Source organism: Collinsella sp. CLA-ER-H6 (genome assembly GCF_040092305.1).
Taxonomy (GTDB): domain Bacteria; phylum Actinomycetota; class Coriobacteriia; order Coriobacteriales; family Coriobacteriaceae; genus Collinsella.
The window spans coordinates 35,684-54,723 of record NZ_JBBNLS010000018.1; the positions used below are offsets into that span (position 1 = coordinate 35,684).

Consider the following 19,040-nt stretch of genomic DNA (forward strand, 5'->3'; position numbering starts at 1 on the left):
CGACAGGTGCCCCCTCTCTTCTTTTGGGAAATGGGAAATTGCGGGCGTCTAGCCCATATCCGCCTTGATGAGGTCGAGGGTGCGCTGGCAGTTTTCGCGGACGGGGCCGAGCATATGCTCGCGCAGGTCCGCCATGCCGGGCAGGTCGGCGTATTCGTCCATGACCTCTTCCATGCAAATGGGTACCTCGTAGGCGAGGTCCATCATGGTCGCAAAGCAAAACTTCTCGGATAGCCCGGCATCGGTGAGCGCCGCCTCCAGCGCGGGGTCGCCCATACCGTGGTATCGGCGAATTGCGTTGGGTCCGATGCGCCCCACACGGTTCTCGCCGCCAACGCCCATGGCAAGGCGCGCCCGGCGGCGCATGCGCTCATACGCCAAACCCGACGCGACATCGTACATGGGTGCGAGCGCCGCGTTTGTGCCTTTGCCAAGGATGAGCGAGTAGTTTTTAGCGTGTGCGTCAGGCGCTCCGATAATGGCGTTATAGAACAACATATAGGTAAAAAGCACAAGATTCATGTGGTGGGGGACTGTGTTAATCAGTCGTTCTTGGATGTCTCGTGTAGTTGGTCCTCCGTCGGCGGTGTATTTCTGGCTTGGCAATACACCGAGCGCCTGGCAAAAGTCCTCCTGATGCAGCCTTTCGATATTTCCGCTGCTATTGACCATTCTGTCGTACCGTTCAACGACGAGCGCGGCTTCGTCTTCAAATGTGCAATAGGAGACGTTGGCAGCTGGAATGCCAACACGCCGAGCCGTTTTCATGCAGACGAATTCGTTTAAGGCCTGATGTTTGAACCCAACGACACCATTTTTGAAGATATGGGTAGTGGGGGATGATCCTAGACATTCGCACCATTGGCCATCATGCCAAGCTAGTGCAAATTTGCCTTGATTGCCGCCCAGGGACCAGCTTTCGTTGGAGCCCATCCATGTCTCTCTTTCGTCATCGCGAATTGCTTTGAGCTTGTGAGCGATTTGAGTATTGGTAAGCGGGCGGTATGCCGAGACCCTGCCGCGGGCGGCGTCTAATTGATCGGCTCGACAAAACTGAACGGCCCCCGCGCAGTCAAGACCGATATGGCACAAGAGGGCGACGGGGTTGTTGGATGCAACATCATGCTCGGTGGCAATAGCGCGACGCTGCTCTTGACTGTCGGGCAAAAGGCCAAATAGGAACGGGCGGACGATGTTATGGCCATACGTGCGATTGGAAAGCGGCATTGTTAGCGATAACGGTGCTCCGCGATAGGTTGGGGCGTATGCAAAGCTGCAGAGTCCATGCTCGTCTTGCCGGAGAGTGCCGGCGATTTCGCCACAAATGAGGGTCGCGAGTTCCATCTCTGCCATTTATTTCACAACCTTGCAGCCAAAGGAGAGGTTTGAAGTGCCGGAAAGGCCTTGCTCGGCTGCGATTTGGGCCAGCAAGGCACCATAGGAAGATGGCGTTCCTTGGCGAGTGGGTCGTCTGCCTACGCTTGGCTTTGGCAGGGTATTCGAGTTCGCGATAGGGAGGTTCACTATCGTCGTCGGATGTTCGGAGGGCGATGCGATGGAGTCGTTATCGCTTTGCGCGAAGAGACCTATGCCGAGTGCGTTAAAGACGGTCAGCAACTTGTCGAGTCGAATGCCGGTGGCGTCGCCCAGCTCGAGCGATGCGAGCAGGCGCTCCGAAACACCGGCCTTTTTAGCGAGGGTCGCACGGGTGATTCCCTGCGACTCGCGTGACTGGCGCACGTAGATGCCAGCTTGGCGCGGTGTGGTGATGGGAAGGGTATCCACGGCGATCTCCTAACGTGCAGACTTTTGCATATCAGTATGACATGCAAAAGTCTGCACGAAAAGGTCTCATGCAAAACTCTGCATGAGACCTTGTGCTGGCGTTGAGTTTTGAGCGATTGTGTTTGGCGTTACAGCGCCAAAATCCCCAGATGCTCAAGCAAAATCTTAAGCCCAATGAGGATGAGCACGACGCCACCCACGATGGTGGCGGGTTTTTCGTAGCGCGCGCCAAAGGTGTGGCCGATCGCTACGCCGGCGACGGAGAAGATAAACGTTATGACGCCGATAAGCGATACAGCGGGAACGATGTCAACCGAGAGCGCGGCAAATGAGATGCCCACGGCTAAGGCGTCGATTGAGGTGGCGATGGCGAGGATCAGGTACTCGCCCAGGTCAATCTTTTCGGCATCCTTGCCGTCGCCTTCATCCTCGTCCTCGGTAAAGGCCTCCCACAGCATTTTGCTGCCGATGAAGGCGAGCAGGATAAAGGCGATCCAGTGGTCGATGGGGCCGATGATGCCCATAAACTGGCTGCCGAGCGCCCATCCGATTACGGGCATGCCGGCCTGGAAGCCGCCAAAGAACAGGCCGAGCACCACGGCGACTTTAAGGTTGATCTTTTTCATGCCAAGGCCCTTGCAGATGGAAACGGCAAAGGCGTCCATCGAAAGGCCAACGGCGAGCAACACGAGCTCTGCGAGTTCCATAGTCTGGCTCCCTCTCTGCGGGCGGGCCCGCGTGTACCTCTTGGGGGAATAACAAAAAAGACCCGTGGCGTACGCGTTGCGCGCACAACCACGAGTCTCGTTCATTAAGGCAAGCCAGGCCGCATCGGCCAGTATGTTGACTTGCCGCGCCACCGGAGGCGAACCCGGTCACGCGACTACTCCCTCATTTATGCGAATCCCGATGCTACCACATAAGCAGCCCATTTGGGTTGGGCTCTCAGCTGTGTTCGCTCATTCTGTAAGCATCGTATTTCGCAAGCGCCGCGGGGACAAACCGTGAGAAACTATTTAGCGTTTATGGAGCGTATACGATGGGAGCGATGCCTTGGATAAGAACGAGCTGCAAAAGCGTATGGAACAGGCCATCCGCCTGACGGCACCTGGTCAGCCGATCCGCACCGCCCTCGACATGATCATCGCCGGTCACCTGGGCGCCCTTATCTGCGTCGGCGACACCGAAAACGTGCTCGCTGCCGGTAACGACGGCTTCCCGCTCAACATTTCGTTCACCTCGAACCGTCTGTTCGAGCTCTCCAAGATGGACGGTGCCATCGTCATCGACGGCGACCTCACCCAGATCCTGCGCGCCAACTTCCACCTCAATCCCGATCCCTCGCTTGCCACGAGCGAGACGGGCATGCGTCACCGCACCGCCGCTCGCATGTCGGTGCTCACCGATGCCATCGTGATCTCGGTCTCGGCCCGTCGTGCCGTCGTTAACGTGTACGTTCACGGCAAGAGCTACGAGATCCAGCCCGTCACCACCATCATGAGCTCGGTCAACCAGCTCGTCGCCACGCTTCAGACCACCCGTCAGTCGCTCGATCGCTCCCTGCTGCGCCTGACGGCCCTTGAGCTCGACGACTACGTTACGCTCGCCGACATCACCGGCATCTTCTCGAGTTTCGAGATCATGCAACAGGCAAAGACCGAGCTTAAGGATTGCATCGTCAAGCTGGGCAACCAGGGCAAGCTCGTGCAGATGCAGCTCGAGCAGCTCGCGGGCTCCAGCATGGATACCGAATACGACTTGATGATCCGCGACTACGCAAGCGATTCCTCTGAGGCCAACGCCGAGAAGATCCGCGCCGAGCTGAGCCGCATGACGCCTAAGGACCTGTCTGACCCGCAGCACGTGGCGGCAGTTCTGGGCTATGACGACCTGGACGAGGACTCCGTCATGACGCCGCTGGGCCTGCGCACGCTTTCGCGTGTGTCCGTCGTGCGCGACGGCGTGGCCGAGAAGATCGTCGACGAGTACGGCTCGCTGCAGGAGCTCATGGACGACATTAGCGAGGATCCGGAGCGCCTGGGCGACTTTGGCGTCAACAACCCTGCCATTCTTGCGGACTCGCTGTACCGCATGAAGGGCACCAAACAGGGGAACGCATAATGGCGCCCGTATGCGCCGTGGTCGTTGCCGGTGGCAGCGGCCAGCGCTTTGGAAATCCCGGCGGCAAGCAGCTCATTAACGTGGCGGGCCGTCCGCTCATGAGCTGGTCCATCCGCGCGTTCGATCGTAGCGACAAGGTCGGCCACATTGTGGTGGTGTGTCCTGCCGAGCGCCGTGCCGAGATGCGCCGCCTGGCCATCGACCCGTTTGACTATGACACGCCCATCAGCTTTGCCGATGCCGGCGATACCCGTCAGGATTCCACCCGTGCCGGCGTGCATGCGGTGCCGGCGGGTTTCGAATATGTCGCCATCCACGATGGCGCTCGTCCGCTCATTACGACCGAGGCCATCGATTATGCGATCGACGTGCTTGTGGGCGACCGCTCGCTCGACGGTGTCGTGTGCGGCCAGCCCGCGATCGACACGCTCAAGATCGTCGATGGCGACAATATCGTCGAGACGCCGCCGCGTGAGCTTTATTGGGCTGCGCAGACTCCGCAGATCTTTAGTGTCGACGCCATGAAGCGCGCCCATGCCGCGGCGATTGCCGAGGGCTTTATCGGCACCGATGATTCGTCGCTGGTCGAGCGCATGGGTGGGCGCGTCCGCTGCGTCCAGAGCCCGCGCGATAACCTTAAGGTGACGGTGCCCGAGGACTTGCGTCCCGTAACCGCGATTCTGCTTGGCCGCATGGCCGAGGGAGAGGACCTTCCCCATGTTCAGTAACCTGCGCATTGGCCACGGCTACGACGTCCACCGTTTGGTGGAGGGGCGTCGATGTATCATCGGCGGGGTCGACATTCCCTACGAGCGCGGCCTGCTGGGCCACTCAGATGCCGATGTGCTCGCGCACGCCTTGGCCGACGCCATTCTGGGCGCCTGCCGCGGGGGAGACATCGGCAAGCTATTCCCCGATACCGATCCCGCCTACGAGGGTGCCGATTCGATGGTGCTGCTCGCTCGCGTGATGGACTATGCGCGCGAGCTGGGCTTTGAGTTTGTCGATGCCGATTGCACCATTGCCTGCCAGCAGCCTAAGATCACCCCGCACCGCGATGCCATGCGCGCCAACCTTGCCCATGCCCTGGGCGTTGACGTCGAAAACGTGGGCGTCGCCGCCACTACGACCGAAAAGCTCGGTTGGGAAGGTCAGGGCGAGGGAATCGGCGCCTGGGCCGTCTGCCTGCTACAGAAAACCGTTAAGGAGTAACGAATGCGTATCTATAACAGCGCTACCCATAAAAAGGAAGAGTTCCAGCCCATCGAGTCCGGCAAGGTCCGCATGTACGTGTGCGGCCCCACGGTCTACGACAACATCCACATCGGCAATGCCCGCACGTTCATCAGCTTTGACGTGATTCGTCGCTGGCTCATCGCGAGCGGCTACGAGGTCACGTTTGCCCAGAACCTCACCGATGTCGATGACAAGATCATCAAGCGCGCCAACGAGCAGGGCCGCACGGCCGCCGAGGTCGCGACGGAGTTCTCGGACAAGTTCATCGGCGTCATGCGCGCCGCCAACGTGCTCGATCCCGATGTGCGCCCCCGCGCCACCAAGGAAATCGGCCCCATGATCGCCATGATCAAGACGCTCATCGAGCAGGGCCATGCTTACGCCGCCGATAACGGCGACGTGTACTTTGCTGTGCGCAGCGATCCCAACTATGGCCAGGTCTCGGGCCGCAACATCGATGACCTTATGGTTGGTGCGCGTATCGAGGAGAACGAGGACAAGAACGACCCGCTCGACTTTGCCCTGTGGAAGGCCGCCAAGCCCGGCGAGCCCAGCTGGCCGAGTCCCTGGGGCGAGGGCCGTCCCGGTTGGCACACCGAGTGCGCTGCCATGGTGCATCGCTACCTGGGCACCCCGATCGACATCCACGGCGGCGGCTCCGACCTTGCCTTCCCGCATCACGAGAACGAGTGCGCCCAGGCCACCTGCGCCTGGCACCAGGGCTTCTCCAACACCTGGATGCACACGGGCATGCTGCTGGTTGACGGCGAGAAGATGTCCAAGTCGCTCGGAAACTTCTTTACGCTGGCCGAGGTGCTCGAGCAGCACTCCGCTGCCGCCCTGCGCCTGCTGATGCTGCAGACGAGCTATCGCTCGCCGCTCGACTTTTCTTGGGAGCGCCTGGAGGGTGCCGAGAACTCGCTCACGCGTATCACCGGTACGGTCGAGAACCTGCGCTGGGCCGCGAACCATGCGACGGCCGATGCCGATGCGGCTGCCGCCGAGGCGTTTGCCGCCAAGGCCGCCGAGACTCGTGCCGCCTTTAAGGAGTGCATGGACGACGACTTTAACACCGCTGGTGCCATGGGTGCCGTCTTTGGCTTTGTGACCGAGTGCAACCAGTACCTGGAGCAGGCGGGCGACGCTGCCGACAAGGCCGCCGCGCTTGCCGCCGCCGACACACTGGCCGAGCTGCTCGATACGCTTGGCGTCGAGCTCCCCGAGCCCAAGGTCGAGCTGCCGCTGGGTCTGCTAGGCGTTGCCGCCGGCCTGGTCGCCTACACGGGCGACGACGTGGACGAGGCTGCTGCCAAGATTCTCGAGGCCCGCGCCGAGGCCCGCGCCGCCAAGAACTGGGATCTGGCCGACGCCATTCGCGACCAGCTCAAGGACCTGGGCCTCACCATCGAGGATACGACCGCCGGCACCCGTATTAAGACTCTCTAGTATTTGTTGACCGTTCGAGGTGCGGCAGATTGCCTTGAAAGAGGAGGGCATAGACCTGGTGGTCATGCCCGACGATTGAAAGGCAAGGTGCCGTGGCTCGGACGGTCGATTCTTGTTCGTTATCTATTTAAGGAGGCCGCTTTATGGCCGACAATCGCAAGCGTGCGCCTCGTGGCGGCAAACAGGCTGCTTCTGGCTCGCGTCCGGGTCGCCGCAACGACCGTGCTGCCGCTCCCAAGGGCCAGCGCGAGCGCTCCCAAGCCCAGGCTGCACGTCCGCAGCGAGATCGCAACCGCGACAACGTTCAGGTCTCCAAGGGCGAGTTTATCGAAGGCCGCCGTGCTGCCGCCGAGGCGCTGCGTACCGGCTTTCCCGTCAAGTGCGCGCTCATCGCCGAGGGCGGCGAGCGCGATGCCGCCTTGTCGCGCCTGGTCGACGACCTCAACGCCGCGGGCGTCCGCATTAAGTATGTGCCGCGCGCGCAGCTCGATGCGCTGTCGAGTCATGGCGCTCACCAGGGCATTGCGCTCGAGGTTGGCAACTTCCCCTATGCCGATGTTGCCGATATCCTCGACCGTGCGGGCGACGGTCCGGCGCTCGTCATCGTGCTCGACCATGTGACCGACGACGGCAACTTTGGCGCCATCGTGCGCTCCGCCGAGGTTGTGGGCGCGGCCGGTGTCATCATTGCCAACAAGCGCGCTGCCGGCGTGACCGTTGGCAGCTACAAGACTTCCGCCGGCGCCGTCATGCATCTGCCTATCGCGCAGGTTCCCAATATCGCCCGTGCACTCGACGACCTCAAGGCCGCTGGCTTTTGGGTGGGCGGTGCCTCCGAGCACGTCGAGGGCAGCTGCTGGGATGCTCCCTTCGAGGGCCGCGTGGCGCTCGTCATGGGCTCCGAGGGCGACGGCATCTCGCGCCTGGTGCTCGAGAAATGCGACTTCTTGACCAAGCTTCCCCAGCGCGGCATGACCGAGAGTCTCAACGTGGCACAGGCGACTACGGCCCTCTGCTTTGAGTGGCTGCGCCGCAACGCCGGCGAGCTCATGGGGGAGGAGTAGCGCATGTCCAAAAAGAACCGTGCCAAGTCCAAGGCCAAGCGCTTTGGCGAGGGCTCGGCCAAGCCGATCGTTTCGGCCGCGACCTACGGCGTGGGCGGCAATGCGTTTGCGCAGGCCATCGCCGACCCGGTCTCGACGGTGCACTCCAACAAGCCCGAGCTGCTGGTGGTCGACGGTTACAACGTGATCCACTGCACGCCGCGCTACGAAAAGCTCGTGTACGACCATTCCGACGATCCGTATTCCAGCGACGTCCACGATATGGCGCGCACCGCCCTCATCAACGACGTCGCCGCCTTTGCTCAGGGCCGCTACGAGGCCGTAATCGTGTTTGACGGCGCGGGCAATATCTCCAACGAGCGCCCCAACCTGCCTGCTCGCGGCGTGCGTATCGAGTTTTCGCCGACGGGCGTATCGGCCGATACCGTGGTGCAAAAGCTCTGCATCGAGGCGCGCGAGGAGGGCCGTGCGTGCTCCGTGGTATCGAGCGACGGCACGATCCAGGCTGTCGTCATGGGCAAGGGCGTTACGCGCATCTCGAGCCGTATGCTGGTGGACGAGATCAAACAGATCGACAACGACGTTCACGAGGCAGAGGAAGCTCCGCAGATCAAGATGACTCTGGGCAGTCGCCTGAGCCCCGATGCCCTGGCCAAGCTCAAGGCCCTGCGCGGGAGGTAGGGAAGTTGGCGGGGCAATGCTGCCTCGCTAACTCCATTCAGCGATGTCGATCATTCTTTCGAGGCGCCACGTTAGCGCCTCTTTTAGATATGGCAGCCTTGCCGTGAGCGCGTCGTTTCTGGAAAGAATCTCGATTGCCTCGTCAACGAAGCCTTCGAGTTTGTCGCCGTCAAACCAGCCCATGTCCTCGACGAGCAACATTTGTTTGGCGGGGCTTGAATGAAATTGTGCGCTGGTAAAACTGTGCTCTCCCGCCCTAAGCTCCTCTAGTGATATGTTGCACCAGAGTGATGAGCCTGAATCGAAGATGGGGGCTGGTCTGCAGACCAGTGAGTTGACGTTTCGCACGAGGCCAAAGTTACGCCAATGGCGGTCATAGTTGGCGATGATGTCGTCGCATACGATCACGCGGTCAAGGGCATCCTTGACGCCTGTCACCCCGAGCTCCTCGCAGTTTGCTACATATCGCTCGTAGTCGGTTAGCCGTTCATCTGCGTTCGCGTACTGGTTTACATAGAACGCAGGGACATACTCTTCTTCATCAGTTAAGAAGACATCGCATATGCTCAGGGCGGAAGTGCCCGTGCCCTCGAGCGAGTAAGGCACATAATCGCAGGCGTTTAGGATGCGACGGTGAAGTGCAGTCGCCACCAGCTCGTTATAAGGTTCCTGGTTCAGGTGCGCTCCTGCCTTATGCAGAATTCGACGCTCGCCCTCGCACGTCCAGTACTTTTGAAGATTGCCGTCCGACGTGTTATCGGGCTTTGCAGCAGCCGCTTTTCCCTCTGGGGCAAAGGGCGCAATGGACAGTGAGACGTCATCAAAGGCGTTATTGAAGAAGTTGATATCCTCCCAGGTGAGACCGGAACCTTGGGGCCTAATCCAATACTGGTCGGATAAGGAGAGGCCGAGATTTCGCTGGACGAGTTCATCGGGAACATCGACTGCGGCTTCTGCAAGCAGGGAGGCTAGCCCAATGCGTGCGAGCGGGATACCGCGGCCGCGCCACCAGATGCGGAAGGAGTCTAGCGATATGGGGCTATTAGGGCCAAATACTCCAATAGGGGCGTGGGCGTAATCGATGTCGGCACCGATGTGGGTAAAGTCTTTTCGCGATGTGCTGTAGACCAGCTGAGCGACTTCGTACGTGCGGTTCATGAGGGTGAACGCGATCTCGCTCTTACCGTGGCCGCGGCGGGGACGTCCCCCCGTTTTGGTCACAGAGCGGAGTCGCGTGTCGACGCTGTCTTTGTCGATGAGCCATACACCAGAAGCCTTGCGGGCCTCAAGTGCTCCGTTTTTTATGAGCTCCTGCACCCTGCGCGGAGTGATGCCGAGCAGCTCGGCGGCTTCTTTGGTAGTAAGCATCACGAAACCCTTCGCTAGAACGAATAGTTTTATATATAGCAATTGTAATTAAAACTATTCGTTCTGGCGAATGGTTTTAAGATTGAGGGCGCACTGACAGAAATGAACGGGCCTGGTACGCGTTGTTGCTGGATTTTGCATATTTGTATAACGCCGTGCGGCCTGTTGCGCCCCGTCCGCAATTCCTTTATTCTTAACTGGCTTCGCGTGAAAGCGCCAAGTGTGCCAGTGTGGCGCAACGGTAGCGCAACTGATTTGTAATCAGTGGGTTGCAGGTTCGATTCCTGTCACTGGCTCCATGAGAGTTTCGGGCTCTGTTCCCTTGTGGGACAGGGCCCGTTTCTATTTATGTCGATAAGTCAGCGTGTTTGGCGCCAACCGAGCATCAGGTTTGTCTCGATCCGTAACACGAGTGGGCTGAAGACCCTCCTTATAGTTACAGATCGAGACATTGCCAAGGGAAGGCCGATAACATCTCGATCCGTAACACGAAGAGGCTGAAAACCGTTCTTACTGTTACAGAATGAGACGTAAGCGGGGGTCTCTGCGAAATATCCCGATCTGTAACAGATAGGGGAGGAATAACCCTCTTACTGTTACAAGTCGAGACATAGGCCGGGGCGAAGTTGGTCATCGTCATCGAGCGTGGATTATCGGACACACGAGCGTGGAAAATCTTCCGCCTAGTGAATGAGCGTGGATAATCTGCCGCTTTGGATTCGATGGCACGGCAAAGTGGGAGATTATCCACGCTCGATTTCAAACGGAAGAAAATCCACGCTCGATTTTGCCTGGGAAGAGCAATCTTCTGTCTGGGCAGCCCCGATCTCGACCTATATATAAGTGCAAATAAGCCGTTATCGAAGTTCGATCCTGAAGGTGTACTCTACTACACCAAAGTATTACCTCGGGAAACGTCAGCTCAGTATCCAAATCCACCGTCCTTCATATCCAAACTCAACAAAACCGCAGGTCAAAGGTATATAGATACGCCCGGGGCCGTGTATCTAGAGGTTTTCGTTGACAGCCCACAAGGTTGCATCGTATTATCTTTTTCGTTCGCGGGGGCGGCGGTCCAAAAGACCAAAGGACCTGCGGATACTTGAACGATTGGGAGTTTGCCCGAGTGGTTAATGGGGACGGGCTGTAAACCCGTTGGCTCTGCCTACATAGGTTCGAATCCTATAGCTCCCACCCGTCAAGTGCCTGTATAGCTCAGTCGGTAGAGCACTTCGTTGGTAACGAAGAGGTCACCAGTTCAAGTCTGGTTGCAGGCTCCATCCGGCGGTGTAGCTCAGTTGGTTAGAGCACACGGTTCATACCCGTGGCGTCACTGGTTCGAATCCAGTCACCGCTACCATAGGTAACACGGTGGCTTCTCAATAGTATGTTGAGAGGCCACTATGGTATAAAGGCAAAGTCCCGTCCGGGGACGACCTGTTTAGAGGAGGGCTTTATGGCCAAAGAGAAGTTTGAGCGCACTAAGCCGCATGTTAACATCGGCACCATTGGTCACGTCGACCACGGCAAGACCACGCTGACCGCTGCCATCACCAAGGTTCTCTCCGAGACCGAGGGCTGCAAGGCTGACTTCACTGCGTTCGAGAACATCGACAAGGCTCCCGAGGAGCGCGAGCGCGGCATTACGATCTCCGTCTCCCACGTCGAGTACGAGACTGCTGCCCGTCACTACGCTCACGTTGACTGCCCGGGCCACGCTGACTACGTCAAGAACATGATCTCCGGTGCTGCTCAGATGGACGGCGCCATCCTGGTCATCGCCGCTACCGACGGCCCCATGGCTCAGACTCGCGAGCACATCCTGCTCGCCCGTCAGGTCGGCGTTCCCTACATCGTCGTCTTCCTGAACAAGTGCGACATGGTTGACGATGACGAGCTCATCGACCTCGTCGAGATGGAGACCCGTGAGCTCCTCTCCGAGTACGATTTCCCCGGCGACGACATCCCCGTCATCCGTGGTTCCGCTCTGGGCGCTCTCGAGGGCGACGCCAAGTGGATGGACGCTATCCGTGAGCTCATGAAGGCCGTCGACGAGTACATCCCGACGCCTGCTCGTAACAACGACCTCCCGTTCCTGATGGCCGTTGAGGACGTTATGACCATCTCCGGCCGTGGTACCGTTGCTACCGGCCGTGTCGAGCGCGGTGAGCTCAAGCTCAACGAGCCCGTCGAGATCGTCGGCATCAAGGATACCCAGAACACCGTCGTTACCGGTATCGAGATGTTCCGTAAGTCCATGGACTTCTGCGAGGCTGGCGACAACGTCGGTCTGCTGCTCCGCGGCATCAAGCGCGAGGACATCGAGCGCGGCCAGGTTCTCTGCAAGCCCGGTTCGGTTACCCCGCACACCAAGTTCACCGGCGAGATCTACGTTCTGACCAAGGAGGAGGGCGGCCGTCACACCCCGTTCTTCGATGGTTATCGTCCTCAGTTCTACTTCCGTACCACCGACGTTACCGGTACGGTCAAGCTCCCCGAGGGCACCGAGATGGCTATGCCTGGTGACCACATCACCATCGAGGGCGACCTCATCCACCCGATTGCCATGGAGGAGGGCCTGCGCTTCGCTATCCGCGAGGGTGGCCACACCGTCGGTTCGGGCATCGTCTCCACGATCATTGAGTAAATTAGCTCTTTGATATAGCTGACTTAGAGAACCCGGCACTTATATGGGTGCCGGGTTCTTTTCTGCAATGGATATTGAGCCGTTGCTGGTGTCGAGAGGATCGATAATGGTCCTGGATGCACCGTCGATTAGCTCTCGATGGCTTCATTGATGTGTTCCAAATATGAATGGATCCACCGAGAACCAATTGACTCGAGGTTTTCATTGACAGCACTTACGTGGAGCTGATAAAGTAACAACTCGTGCCCGTACGGGGCGGAAATGAAAGGTTCAGGATACATGCGTACTCTAGTTACTCTTGCGTGCACTGAGTGCAAGCGCCGCAACTATACGACCACCAAGAACAAGTCGACCATGCCTGATCGTATGGAGATCAAGAAGTATTGCCCCTGGTGCCGTCACCACACGCTGCACAAAGAGACTCGCTAGTCTCTAGTCACATACGCCAGTAGTTCAATTGGTAGAGCATCGGTCTCCAAAACCGAGTGTTGAGGGTTCGAGTCCTTCCTGGCGTGCCAGTCATTATTCCGTAAGCTCCCACTTGGGGGCTTACGGTTTACTCATGTATAAGCGCATTGCGCGGAGGTAACCCAAATGGCCAACAAGAAGAACAAGAAGAAGGCTCAGCAGCCGGCACCTGCCAACAGCGCTGCCGCCAACTCCAAGGTTGAGGCCAAGAAGGCCGTTGCCAAGAAGAACGAGAAGGCTGCGAAGTCCAAGAAGAACGAGAAGCCTGGTTTCTTCGCCCGCACCAAGAAGTATTTCGCTTCGGTCAAGTCCGAGATGAAGCGTGTCACGTGGCCCGATAAGAAGGAGCTCGTGAACTACTCGGTCGTCGTTTGCGCTTCTCTGGTCGTCGTCGGCGTCGTCATCGCTCTGCTCGATGCTGGCTTTGGCGAGGCTCTTGCTCTGTTCTCTGGATTGAGGGGCTAAACCATGTCTAAGCGTTGGTACGTCGTTCACACTTACTCCGGATACGAGAACCGCGTAAAGTCCGATCTCGAGCATCGTATCGAGACCATGGGCATGCAGGACCGTATCTTTGATATCGAGATTCCTATGGAGCGCGTCACCGAGATTAAAGAGGGTGGCAAGCGTGAGACCAAAGATTCCAAGATCTTCCCGGGTTATGTCCTGGTCCGCATGGAGATGGATGACGATGCTTGGACGTGTGTTCGCAACACGCCCGGCGTCACCGGTTTCCTGGGCGGCAACGGTAAGCCCGCTCCGCTTTCCCGTGACGAGTACAACAAGATGACTCGTCGTCCCGGTAAGGGCGATTCGCCCAAGCGCACCTCGGTTGATATTCAGGTCGGCACGTCCGTCCGCGTCACCGATGGCCCGCTTACCGACTTTGATGGCAAGGTCTCCGAGGTTAACACCGAGGCCGGCAAGCTCAAGGTCACACTGATGATCTTTGGTCGCGAGACGCCGGTCGAGCTCGACTTTAACCAGGTCGCTGTCATCGCTTAAGTTTTCGTCCGTTCGCGCGAGCGTGCTTCTTCTGTGACTGCTCATCTCAGGAGTGCTTCTAACACGTGCGTGCTTACGATATAGCAAGTACTTCACACTCGTGATTCGAAAGGAATGACCATGGCTGAGAAGAAGGTTGCCAACGTCATTAAGCTCCAGATTCCTGCTGGTGCAGCTAACCCCGCTCCTCCCGTCGGCCCCGCCCTGGGCGCTGCTGGCGTGAACATCATGCAGTTCTGCCAGGCCTTTAACGCCGAGACGCAGGACAAGAAGGGCGACATTATCCCCGTTGAGATCTCTGTCTACGAGGATAAGTCCTTCTCCTTCATCACCAAGACCCCGCCGGCGGCTCACCTCATCAAGAAGGAGCTGAACCTCAAGTCTGGTTCCGCTAAGCCCCAGGCCGACAAGGTTGGTCAGCTCTCCCAGGAGCAGCTCACCAAGATCGCCGAGATCAAGATGCCGGACCTCAATGCCAACGACATTGACGCCGCCAAGAAGATCATCGCCGGTACCGCCCGTTCCATGGGCGTCACCATCGCTGAGTAGCGATTTCTTATGGTAACGACGGGTGCTCCGACCGGGGTGCCCGTTAAATGTGTGCAATAGGGCACACGATACGATGTGGGAGGGCTCACGCCCGTTTAACCACAGGAGGTAATGCACATGGCTAAGCATGGTAAGAGCTATAACGCCGCTGCCGAGAAGATCGACCGCGCCACGCTCTACACCCCCCTTCAGGCTGCCAAGCTCATCAAGGAGCTCGACACCGCCAAGTTCGACGAGACCGTCGAGGCCCACTTCCGTTTGGGCATCGATACTCGTAAGGCTGACCAGAACATCCGTGGTTCCATCTCTCTGCCCCACGGCACCGGCAAGACCGTTCGTGTTGCCGTCTTCGCCGAGGGCGAGAAGGCCCGCGAGGCCGAGGCTGCCGGCGCCGACATCATCGGTTCCGACGAGCTCGTCGCCCAGATCCAGAAGGGCGAGATCAACTTCGACGCCGCTATCGCTACGCCGAACATGATGGCCAAGGTTGGCCGCATCGGTAAGATCCTTGGTCCCCGTGGTCTCATGCCGAACCCCAAGCTCGGCACCGTGACCATGGACGTCGCCAAGATGGTCTCCGAGCTCAAGGCTGGCCGCGTTGAGTACCGCGCCGACCGCTACGGCATCTGCCACGTGCCCCTGGGCAAGAAGTCCTTCTCTGAGCAGCAGCTCGTCGAGAACTACGCTGCCCTGTACACCGAGATCCTGCGCGTCAAGCCCTCTTCTGCTAAGGGCAAGTACGTCAAGTCCATCTCCGTGTCTTCCACCATGGGCCCTGGCGTCAAGGTCGATCCCGCTGTCCAGCGTGACTTCCTGGCTGAGTAACTGCTAGTTAATGCCTGAGCAAAGCAAGCATTGCTAAAGAAACCCGGTTCTGCCTCGTGCAGGACCGGGTTTCTTGCTATCGCGTGCCAAAACCACCTCAAAGGGGACAGCGTCCCCTTTGAGGTGGTTACCAGGGTGTTCTGGCTGTTGAGGACTCGATAGCATCGTGGCGTTTGAGCTCGCGGCGCATGGTTTGCGAGTTGAGCCAGGCTGCCTGCCAGCCACGGATGGGGTAGCGCGTCTGGTCGAGCTCAAACTGCGTATAGCCGCAGGCGTTGATGATCGTCGTTCCACACACATGCTGCCGCTCGCGCTGAAAATCGTAACCGTAGCTTTGGTGTACATGCCCATGCACCATGTAGTCGGCCCCCCAGGACTCAAGCGCCGTGTTAAAGCACTCAAACCCTCGATGCGGTAGATCGTCCAGATCACCCATACCGGCGGCGGGCGCATGGGTAAGCAGAATGTCGCACCCGCCGACCATCCTAACCTTACGCGACAACTTACGCATGCGCTTGGACATCTCGCGTTCGGTGTACATGTTGGCGCCGTCGCGATAACGCATGGACCCGCCAAGGCCCGCAATGCGAATCCCTCGGTACGTGTACACGCTGTCTTCTACGCAGATACATCCGCCCGGTGCATGACGTGCGTAGCGGTCATCGTGATTGCCGCGCACGTAGATGAGCGGTTTGTTGATGACCGTAACCAAAAACTCAAGATAGTCCGGGTCCAGATCGCCGGCGGACAAAATCAGGTCGACTCCCTCAAAGCGTTCCTTGCGAAAGCACTCCCAAAGGCATCGTTCTTCGGTATCGGCTATGGCAAGGATTTTCATAGGGCAGGGACTTTCGGCTCATCGTCGAGCTGCGGAATGGTGCCTACCACGTTATCCGCCAGCCAATTCATCTCGACAATCTGCGTGCTCGGCAGCGGAGGGAAGCCTTCGATCTGTACCACGCCGTTCTGGCTGTGGAGCTCGCCGCCAAAGGGGTTGATGGATCCCTCGACAATGCCGTTGCGGAGCAACTGCACGAGTTTGCGCGTCTGGTAGGGTAGGCCCGGAGCGTAACGGATGTCGATAACGCCGGAGCTCATGCCGTACCAGTAGTTGACGGCGCGCACTTGGTTGTCATCGCTGGTCTCGTCCCACGTGCCGTGCAGAAGGCTGCGAACGATGAGCTCGTAGTAACGGCCCCAGTTCCATACCGGCATGGCGATGCCGGAAACCTTGCCATCGACCAGGCGGTGGAGTCCGTAGGCCGTAGGGTCTTCGAGCGACTTTGACATGTCGGCGCCGGTCATGACGCTTACACCTTCGCGGCACATGGCCTCGGCAAGGCCTCCGGCGGGCACATCGCCCCAAGTCAGGATAATTTGCGCACGGGGGTCGAGCAGCGAGGCGCCAATCGCAAAGGCGTTGATCTCGCTGAGCGCGCCCGAGGCGAAGACCGACGCGTGGTAGCCGATGCGGTGGTTGTCCGCCATGCTGGCGGCAAGGGCGCCCAGGAGGAACTTGGCCTCGTACATCTTGCCAAAGTACGAACGGACGCTTTGATGGGGAAGGCCGATAGAGCAGTTGAGGAACCGAACCTGGGGATACTCAACGGCAGCCCTGAGCGTGTATTCCATCAGGCGGTGCGAGGTCGAGAAGATGACGTTTTCCCCATGTTTGACAGCCGTTTCCACGGCGGCGTAGAACACGTCCGGATCGTGACAGTCCTCGAACGCCTCGGTGTGCACGATACCGTCAAAGTGCTCATCGAGATACTGACGCCCTTGGTCGTGCAGGCTGTCCCAGCTCGACGTCGCACAGGGGAACTCATGGATAAAGGCGATGCGCAGGGGGTTGGCCGTCGAGTAGACGGTCTTGCCCATAAAGAAGTTGAGCACGCCAGAGGTGGACTTGGCGGGCGTCTCCTCCTCGTCGACGCTCGGCGCTTCGACAAGATCGACCTTGTCCTCGTCATTTTTGCCGGCAATGACCAGCTCGCGCCAGATCTTGCACAGGCGGTTTACGACGATATCCGTCGGCGTATCCAGCAGGCGGTCCTGGTTGTACACATTGAGGTAGACGAGCATGGCGTCGGCGGGCGTAATGTCCAGGTGATCGCCGCCTGCGCGAAGGTAGGCACGCTTAAAGAGCAGGAAAGTGTGGCGCAGGTAGTCGACCTTTTTCTGCGGCCATTTTTCGATAAGGTTCTGACCGAGCATCTTCGCGAGCGTTTCGTAGCTTCCCTCACGCGAGAACTCAATCTCGTATAGGGGGCAGACGCGCCAAAACGCGCAGAACTCGCCGTACAGGCGGCTTTCGACGGAATCCCATGTGCCGGGGTAGAGACGGGTGACCTTGGCCGAAACCGTCGGGGCGTCTAGGAATTTGAGGACACTGACGCGTTTGTTGCCTTCTTGGACATAGAACCGATGCATGAACTCGGTGACGATGACGGGGTCGCGATAGCCCTCGGTCACCTGGATGTCGTAGAGGTTGGACCACTTGCGGGCGAACTCGGTGCTAAACGGAAGCAGGGGCATAAAGTTACACGAAAAGGCGGACTGACGGCCCTTGGTGACCGTGCCGACGACCATTTCGAGCGGAATATCCCGCAGGCCGACATTCTCTCGCTGACCTAAGGGGAGCTGAGCAACCAAGCTATCGAGGTCCGTAAGGTATGGATGCTCGCTTTGGCTAATGGCGCGTCGACGTCCTTGCTCGCCGCGCTTGCGTGCTTGACGATAGGCCTCTTCCATGGTGTCTGCTCCCTTAGTCGTTTAAACAACGATATGAACCATGGTACCACGATGCGGAACCACCACAAAGGTGCCTGTCCCCTTTGTGGTGGTTTTAGGCGATGATGGGGGCGATGGCGCGGATGCAGGCGTCGGCTGCCGTAAAGGTGGTGCTGTCGTCACTGACGATAAAGATGATCTTGCCCTTGATGCCAAAGTCGCCGATCTCGCTAAAGAGCACGTAGGGCTCCTTGTCAAAGCCCGAGATGGGAAGCACGGCGGCCTTGGTGGCGTCGGTGAGCTCATCTGCCAGTGCGTCGAGTGAGGCCCACTTGGACGTGTCCTTCACCGCGACGGGGACGGCTACGCGCCCAAAGGGCATCAAATGCACGAGCGTGTTCTTGGAGATGTTGGAGTTGGGGACAATGATGGTCTGCCCACAGGCGTCCTCGATGGTCGTATGGCGCCAGGTGATGTCTTGGACCACGCCTGACACGCCGCCGACCTCGATATTATCGCCGGGCTTGATGATGCCCATAAAGGTCACCTGCATGCCACCGATAAGGTTTGAAAGCGTGTCCTGAAAGCCGAGCGAGATGGCGATGCCGCCGACGCCAAGAGCGGCGACGAGCGCGTTTGCGTTAATGCCAAAGCAGTTGTCGAGGATAAAGCTGCCGCCAATCATCCAGATGACGGCGCGCGCGATGTTGATGAAGATACTCGATGCCGGAAGCGGGTTATCGTCTCGGTTAAGCAGATGGTTCAGGGTCTTGGATACGACCTTGGCGGCGACGGCGGTGCCTATCGCCAAGATGACGGCCCAGATGATGTTGTGGACCCACCGTTGCTCAAAGAAATGAAGAATCGGCTCAAACAATTCCATGTAGGGAAAACCTCCTAATGATCGTCCAACCATGATACCCACCAAGAAGCCCGTCCGATCAAATTGAACTGCCTCCCATTTCTTGGACATGAGAAATGGGAGGCTTTTGGAGTGGGAAGGATAAACTGGACTTTCTTTTAAGGATCCTCAAGCGTATTGCCGCTCGTATTCCACTGGAGACATGTAGCCCAGGGTGGAATGCATGCGCACCCTATTGTAATAGAGCTCTATG

At 58.7% G+C, this 19,040-nt stretch carries 19 protein-coding genes and 5 tRNA genes; 17 read left to right on the forward strand and 7 right to left on the reverse strand.

Annotated elements, in window-relative coordinates; translation table 11 throughout:
- Positions 1-48 precede the first annotated feature (48 nt).
- The 3 genes from AAAX77_RS08355 to AAAX77_RS08365 all read right to left on the reverse strand — a co-directional run bounded on the left by AAAX77_RS08355 (position 49) and on the right by AAAX77_RS08365 (position 2,492).
- The gene (locus AAAX77_RS08355; protein ID WP_349105799.1) at positions 49-1,353 is read right to left on the reverse strand and encodes a type II toxin-antitoxin system HipA family toxin; all 1,305 of its coding nucleotides are present in this window, start codon (positions 1,351-1,353) and stop codon (positions 49-51) included.
- Complete coding sequence (locus AAAX77_RS08360; protein WP_347479544.1) at positions 1,354-1,785, reverse strand: helix-turn-helix domain-containing protein; 432 nt, start codon at positions 1,783-1,785, stop codon at positions 1,354-1,356.
- 128 nt (positions 1,786-1,913) lie between these two features.
- Complete coding sequence (locus AAAX77_RS08365) at positions 1,914-2,492, reverse strand: manganese efflux pump MntP family protein (protein ID WP_349105802.1); 579 nt, start codon at positions 2,490-2,492, stop codon at positions 1,914-1,916.
- A 346-nt stretch (positions 2,493-2,838) separates the two neighbouring features.
- Between AAAX77_RS08365 and disA the strand changes: the two genes are divergently transcribed.
- The 6 genes from disA to AAAX77_RS08395 all read left to right on the forward strand — a co-directional run bounded on the left by disA (position 2,839) and on the right by AAAX77_RS08395 (position 8,333).
- Positions 2,839-3,906 carry a DNA integrity scanning diadenylate cyclase DisA gene (disA, locus tag AAAX77_RS08370; RefSeq protein ID WP_022093923.1) on the forward strand — a complete coding sequence of 356 codons (1,068 nt, stop codon included), beginning with the start codon at positions 2,839-2,841 and terminating at the stop codon, positions 3,904-3,906.
- A complete protein-coding gene (ispD, locus tag AAAX77_RS08375; protein ID WP_349105803.1) occupies positions 3,906-4,634 on the forward strand; it encodes a 2-C-methyl-D-erythritol 4-phosphate cytidylyltransferase in 729 nt (242 codons plus the stop codon). The genes disA and ispD overlap by 1 nt, the downstream gene beginning before the upstream one ends.
- Positions 4,624-5,118 carry a 2-C-methyl-D-erythritol 2,4-cyclodiphosphate synthase gene (ispF, locus tag AAAX77_RS08380; protein WP_006234975.1) on the forward strand — a complete coding sequence of 165 codons (495 nt, stop codon included), beginning with the start codon at positions 4,624-4,626 and terminating at the stop codon, positions 5,116-5,118. The genes ispD and ispF overlap by 11 nt, the downstream gene beginning before the upstream one ends.
- Positions 5,119-5,121: 3 nt before the next feature.
- The gene (gene cysS / locus AAAX77_RS08385; RefSeq protein WP_349105805.1) at positions 5,122-6,588 is read left to right on the forward strand and encodes a cysteine--tRNA ligase; all 1,467 of its coding nucleotides are present in this window, start codon (positions 5,122-5,124) and stop codon (positions 6,586-6,588) included.
- A gap of 143 nt (positions 6,589-6,731) precedes the next feature.
- Complete coding sequence (rlmB, locus tag AAAX77_RS08390) at positions 6,732-7,652, forward strand: 23S rRNA (guanosine(2251)-2'-O)-methyltransferase RlmB (RefSeq protein ID WP_349105808.1); 921 nt, start codon at positions 6,732-6,734, stop codon at positions 7,650-7,652.
- A gap of 3 nt (positions 7,653-7,655) precedes the next feature.
- Entirely contained in the window at positions 7,656-8,333 is a 678-nt protein-coding gene (locus AAAX77_RS08395; RefSeq protein ID WP_055309418.1) for an NYN domain-containing protein, read from the forward strand.
- 27 nt (positions 8,334-8,360) lie between these two features.
- Here the strand turns inward: AAAX77_RS08395 and AAAX77_RS08400 are convergent, their stop codons facing one another.
- Positions 8,361-9,701 (reverse strand): DNA-binding protein, encoded by a 1,341-nt coding sequence (locus tag AAAX77_RS08400; RefSeq protein WP_349105810.1) that lies wholly within the window; start codon positions 9,699-9,701, stop codon positions 8,361-8,363.
- Positions 9,702-9,925: 224 nt separating this feature from the next.
- Here AAAX77_RS08400 and AAAX77_RS08405 point away from each other — a divergent pair.
- From AAAX77_RS08405 to rplA, 11 genes are all read left to right on the forward strand, one after another.
- Positions 9,926-10,000: transfer RNA gene (locus AAAX77_RS08405), tRNA-Thr, on the forward strand.
- Between the two features lie 813 nt (positions 10,001-10,813).
- Positions 10,814-10,895: transfer RNA gene (locus AAAX77_RS08410), tRNA-Tyr, on the forward strand.
- Between the two features lie 10 nt (positions 10,896-10,905).
- Positions 10,906-10,981, forward strand: a tRNA-Thr gene (locus AAAX77_RS08415).
- A gap of 3 nt (positions 10,982-10,984) precedes the next feature.
- Positions 10,985-11,061, forward strand: a tRNA-Met gene (locus tag AAAX77_RS08420).
- A 96-nt stretch (positions 11,062-11,157) separates the two neighbouring features.
- The gene (gene tuf, locus AAAX77_RS08425) at positions 11,158-12,348 is read left to right on the forward strand and encodes an elongation factor Tu (RefSeq protein ID WP_035137538.1); all 1,191 of its coding nucleotides are present in this window, start codon (positions 11,158-11,160) and stop codon (positions 12,346-12,348) included.
- A gap of 279 nt (positions 12,349-12,627) precedes the next feature.
- Entirely contained in the window at positions 12,628-12,777 is a 150-nt protein-coding gene (gene rpmG / locus AAAX77_RS08430; protein ID WP_022093895.1) for a 50S ribosomal protein L33, read from the forward strand.
- A 13-nt stretch (positions 12,778-12,790) separates the two neighbouring features.
- Positions 12,791-12,866 (forward strand) — tRNA-Trp (locus AAAX77_RS08435).
- Between the two features lie 76 nt (positions 12,867-12,942).
- The gene (secE, locus tag AAAX77_RS08440; protein ID WP_022093894.1) at positions 12,943-13,281 is read left to right on the forward strand and encodes a preprotein translocase subunit SecE; all 339 of its coding nucleotides are present in this window, start codon (positions 12,943-12,945) and stop codon (positions 13,279-13,281) included.
- Between the two features lie 3 nt (positions 13,282-13,284).
- The gene (gene nusG / locus AAAX77_RS08445) at positions 13,285-13,821 is read left to right on the forward strand and encodes a transcription termination/antitermination protein NusG (RefSeq protein WP_006234984.1); all 537 of its coding nucleotides are present in this window, start codon (positions 13,285-13,287) and stop codon (positions 13,819-13,821) included.
- A gap of 120 nt (positions 13,822-13,941) precedes the next feature.
- Positions 13,942-14,370 carry a 50S ribosomal protein L11 gene (gene rplK / locus AAAX77_RS08450; RefSeq protein ID WP_022093893.1) on the forward strand — a complete coding sequence of 143 codons (429 nt, stop codon included), beginning with the start codon at positions 13,942-13,944 and terminating at the stop codon, positions 14,368-14,370.
- Between the two features lie 117 nt (positions 14,371-14,487).
- Positions 14,488-15,195 (forward strand): 50S ribosomal protein L1, encoded by a 708-nt coding sequence (gene rplA / locus AAAX77_RS08455; RefSeq protein ID WP_022093892.1) that lies wholly within the window; start codon positions 14,488-14,490, stop codon positions 15,193-15,195.
- A 127-nt stretch (positions 15,196-15,322) separates the two neighbouring features.
- Here rplA and AAAX77_RS08460 read toward each other — a convergent pair whose 3' ends face one another.
- The 3 genes from AAAX77_RS08460 to AAAX77_RS08470 all read right to left on the reverse strand — a co-directional run bounded on the left by AAAX77_RS08460 (position 15,323) and on the right by AAAX77_RS08470 (position 18,808).
- Positions 15,323-16,033, reverse strand: a complete 711-nt coding sequence (locus AAAX77_RS08460) for a metallophosphoesterase (RefSeq protein WP_006234987.1) — start codon at positions 16,031-16,033, stop codon at positions 15,323-15,325.
- Positions 16,030-17,946, reverse strand: a complete 1,917-nt coding sequence (locus tag AAAX77_RS08465; RefSeq protein ID WP_349105814.1) for a BMP family ABC transporter substrate-binding protein — start codon at positions 17,944-17,946, stop codon at positions 16,030-16,032. Before AAAX77_RS08465 ends, AAAX77_RS08460 begins: the two co-directional genes overlap by 4 nt.
- Positions 17,947-18,040: 94 nt before the next feature.
- Entirely contained in the window at positions 18,041-18,808 is a 768-nt protein-coding gene (locus AAAX77_RS08470; protein WP_215694680.1) for a mechanosensitive ion channel domain-containing protein, read from the reverse strand.
- Positions 18,809-19,040 lie beyond the last annotated feature (232 nt).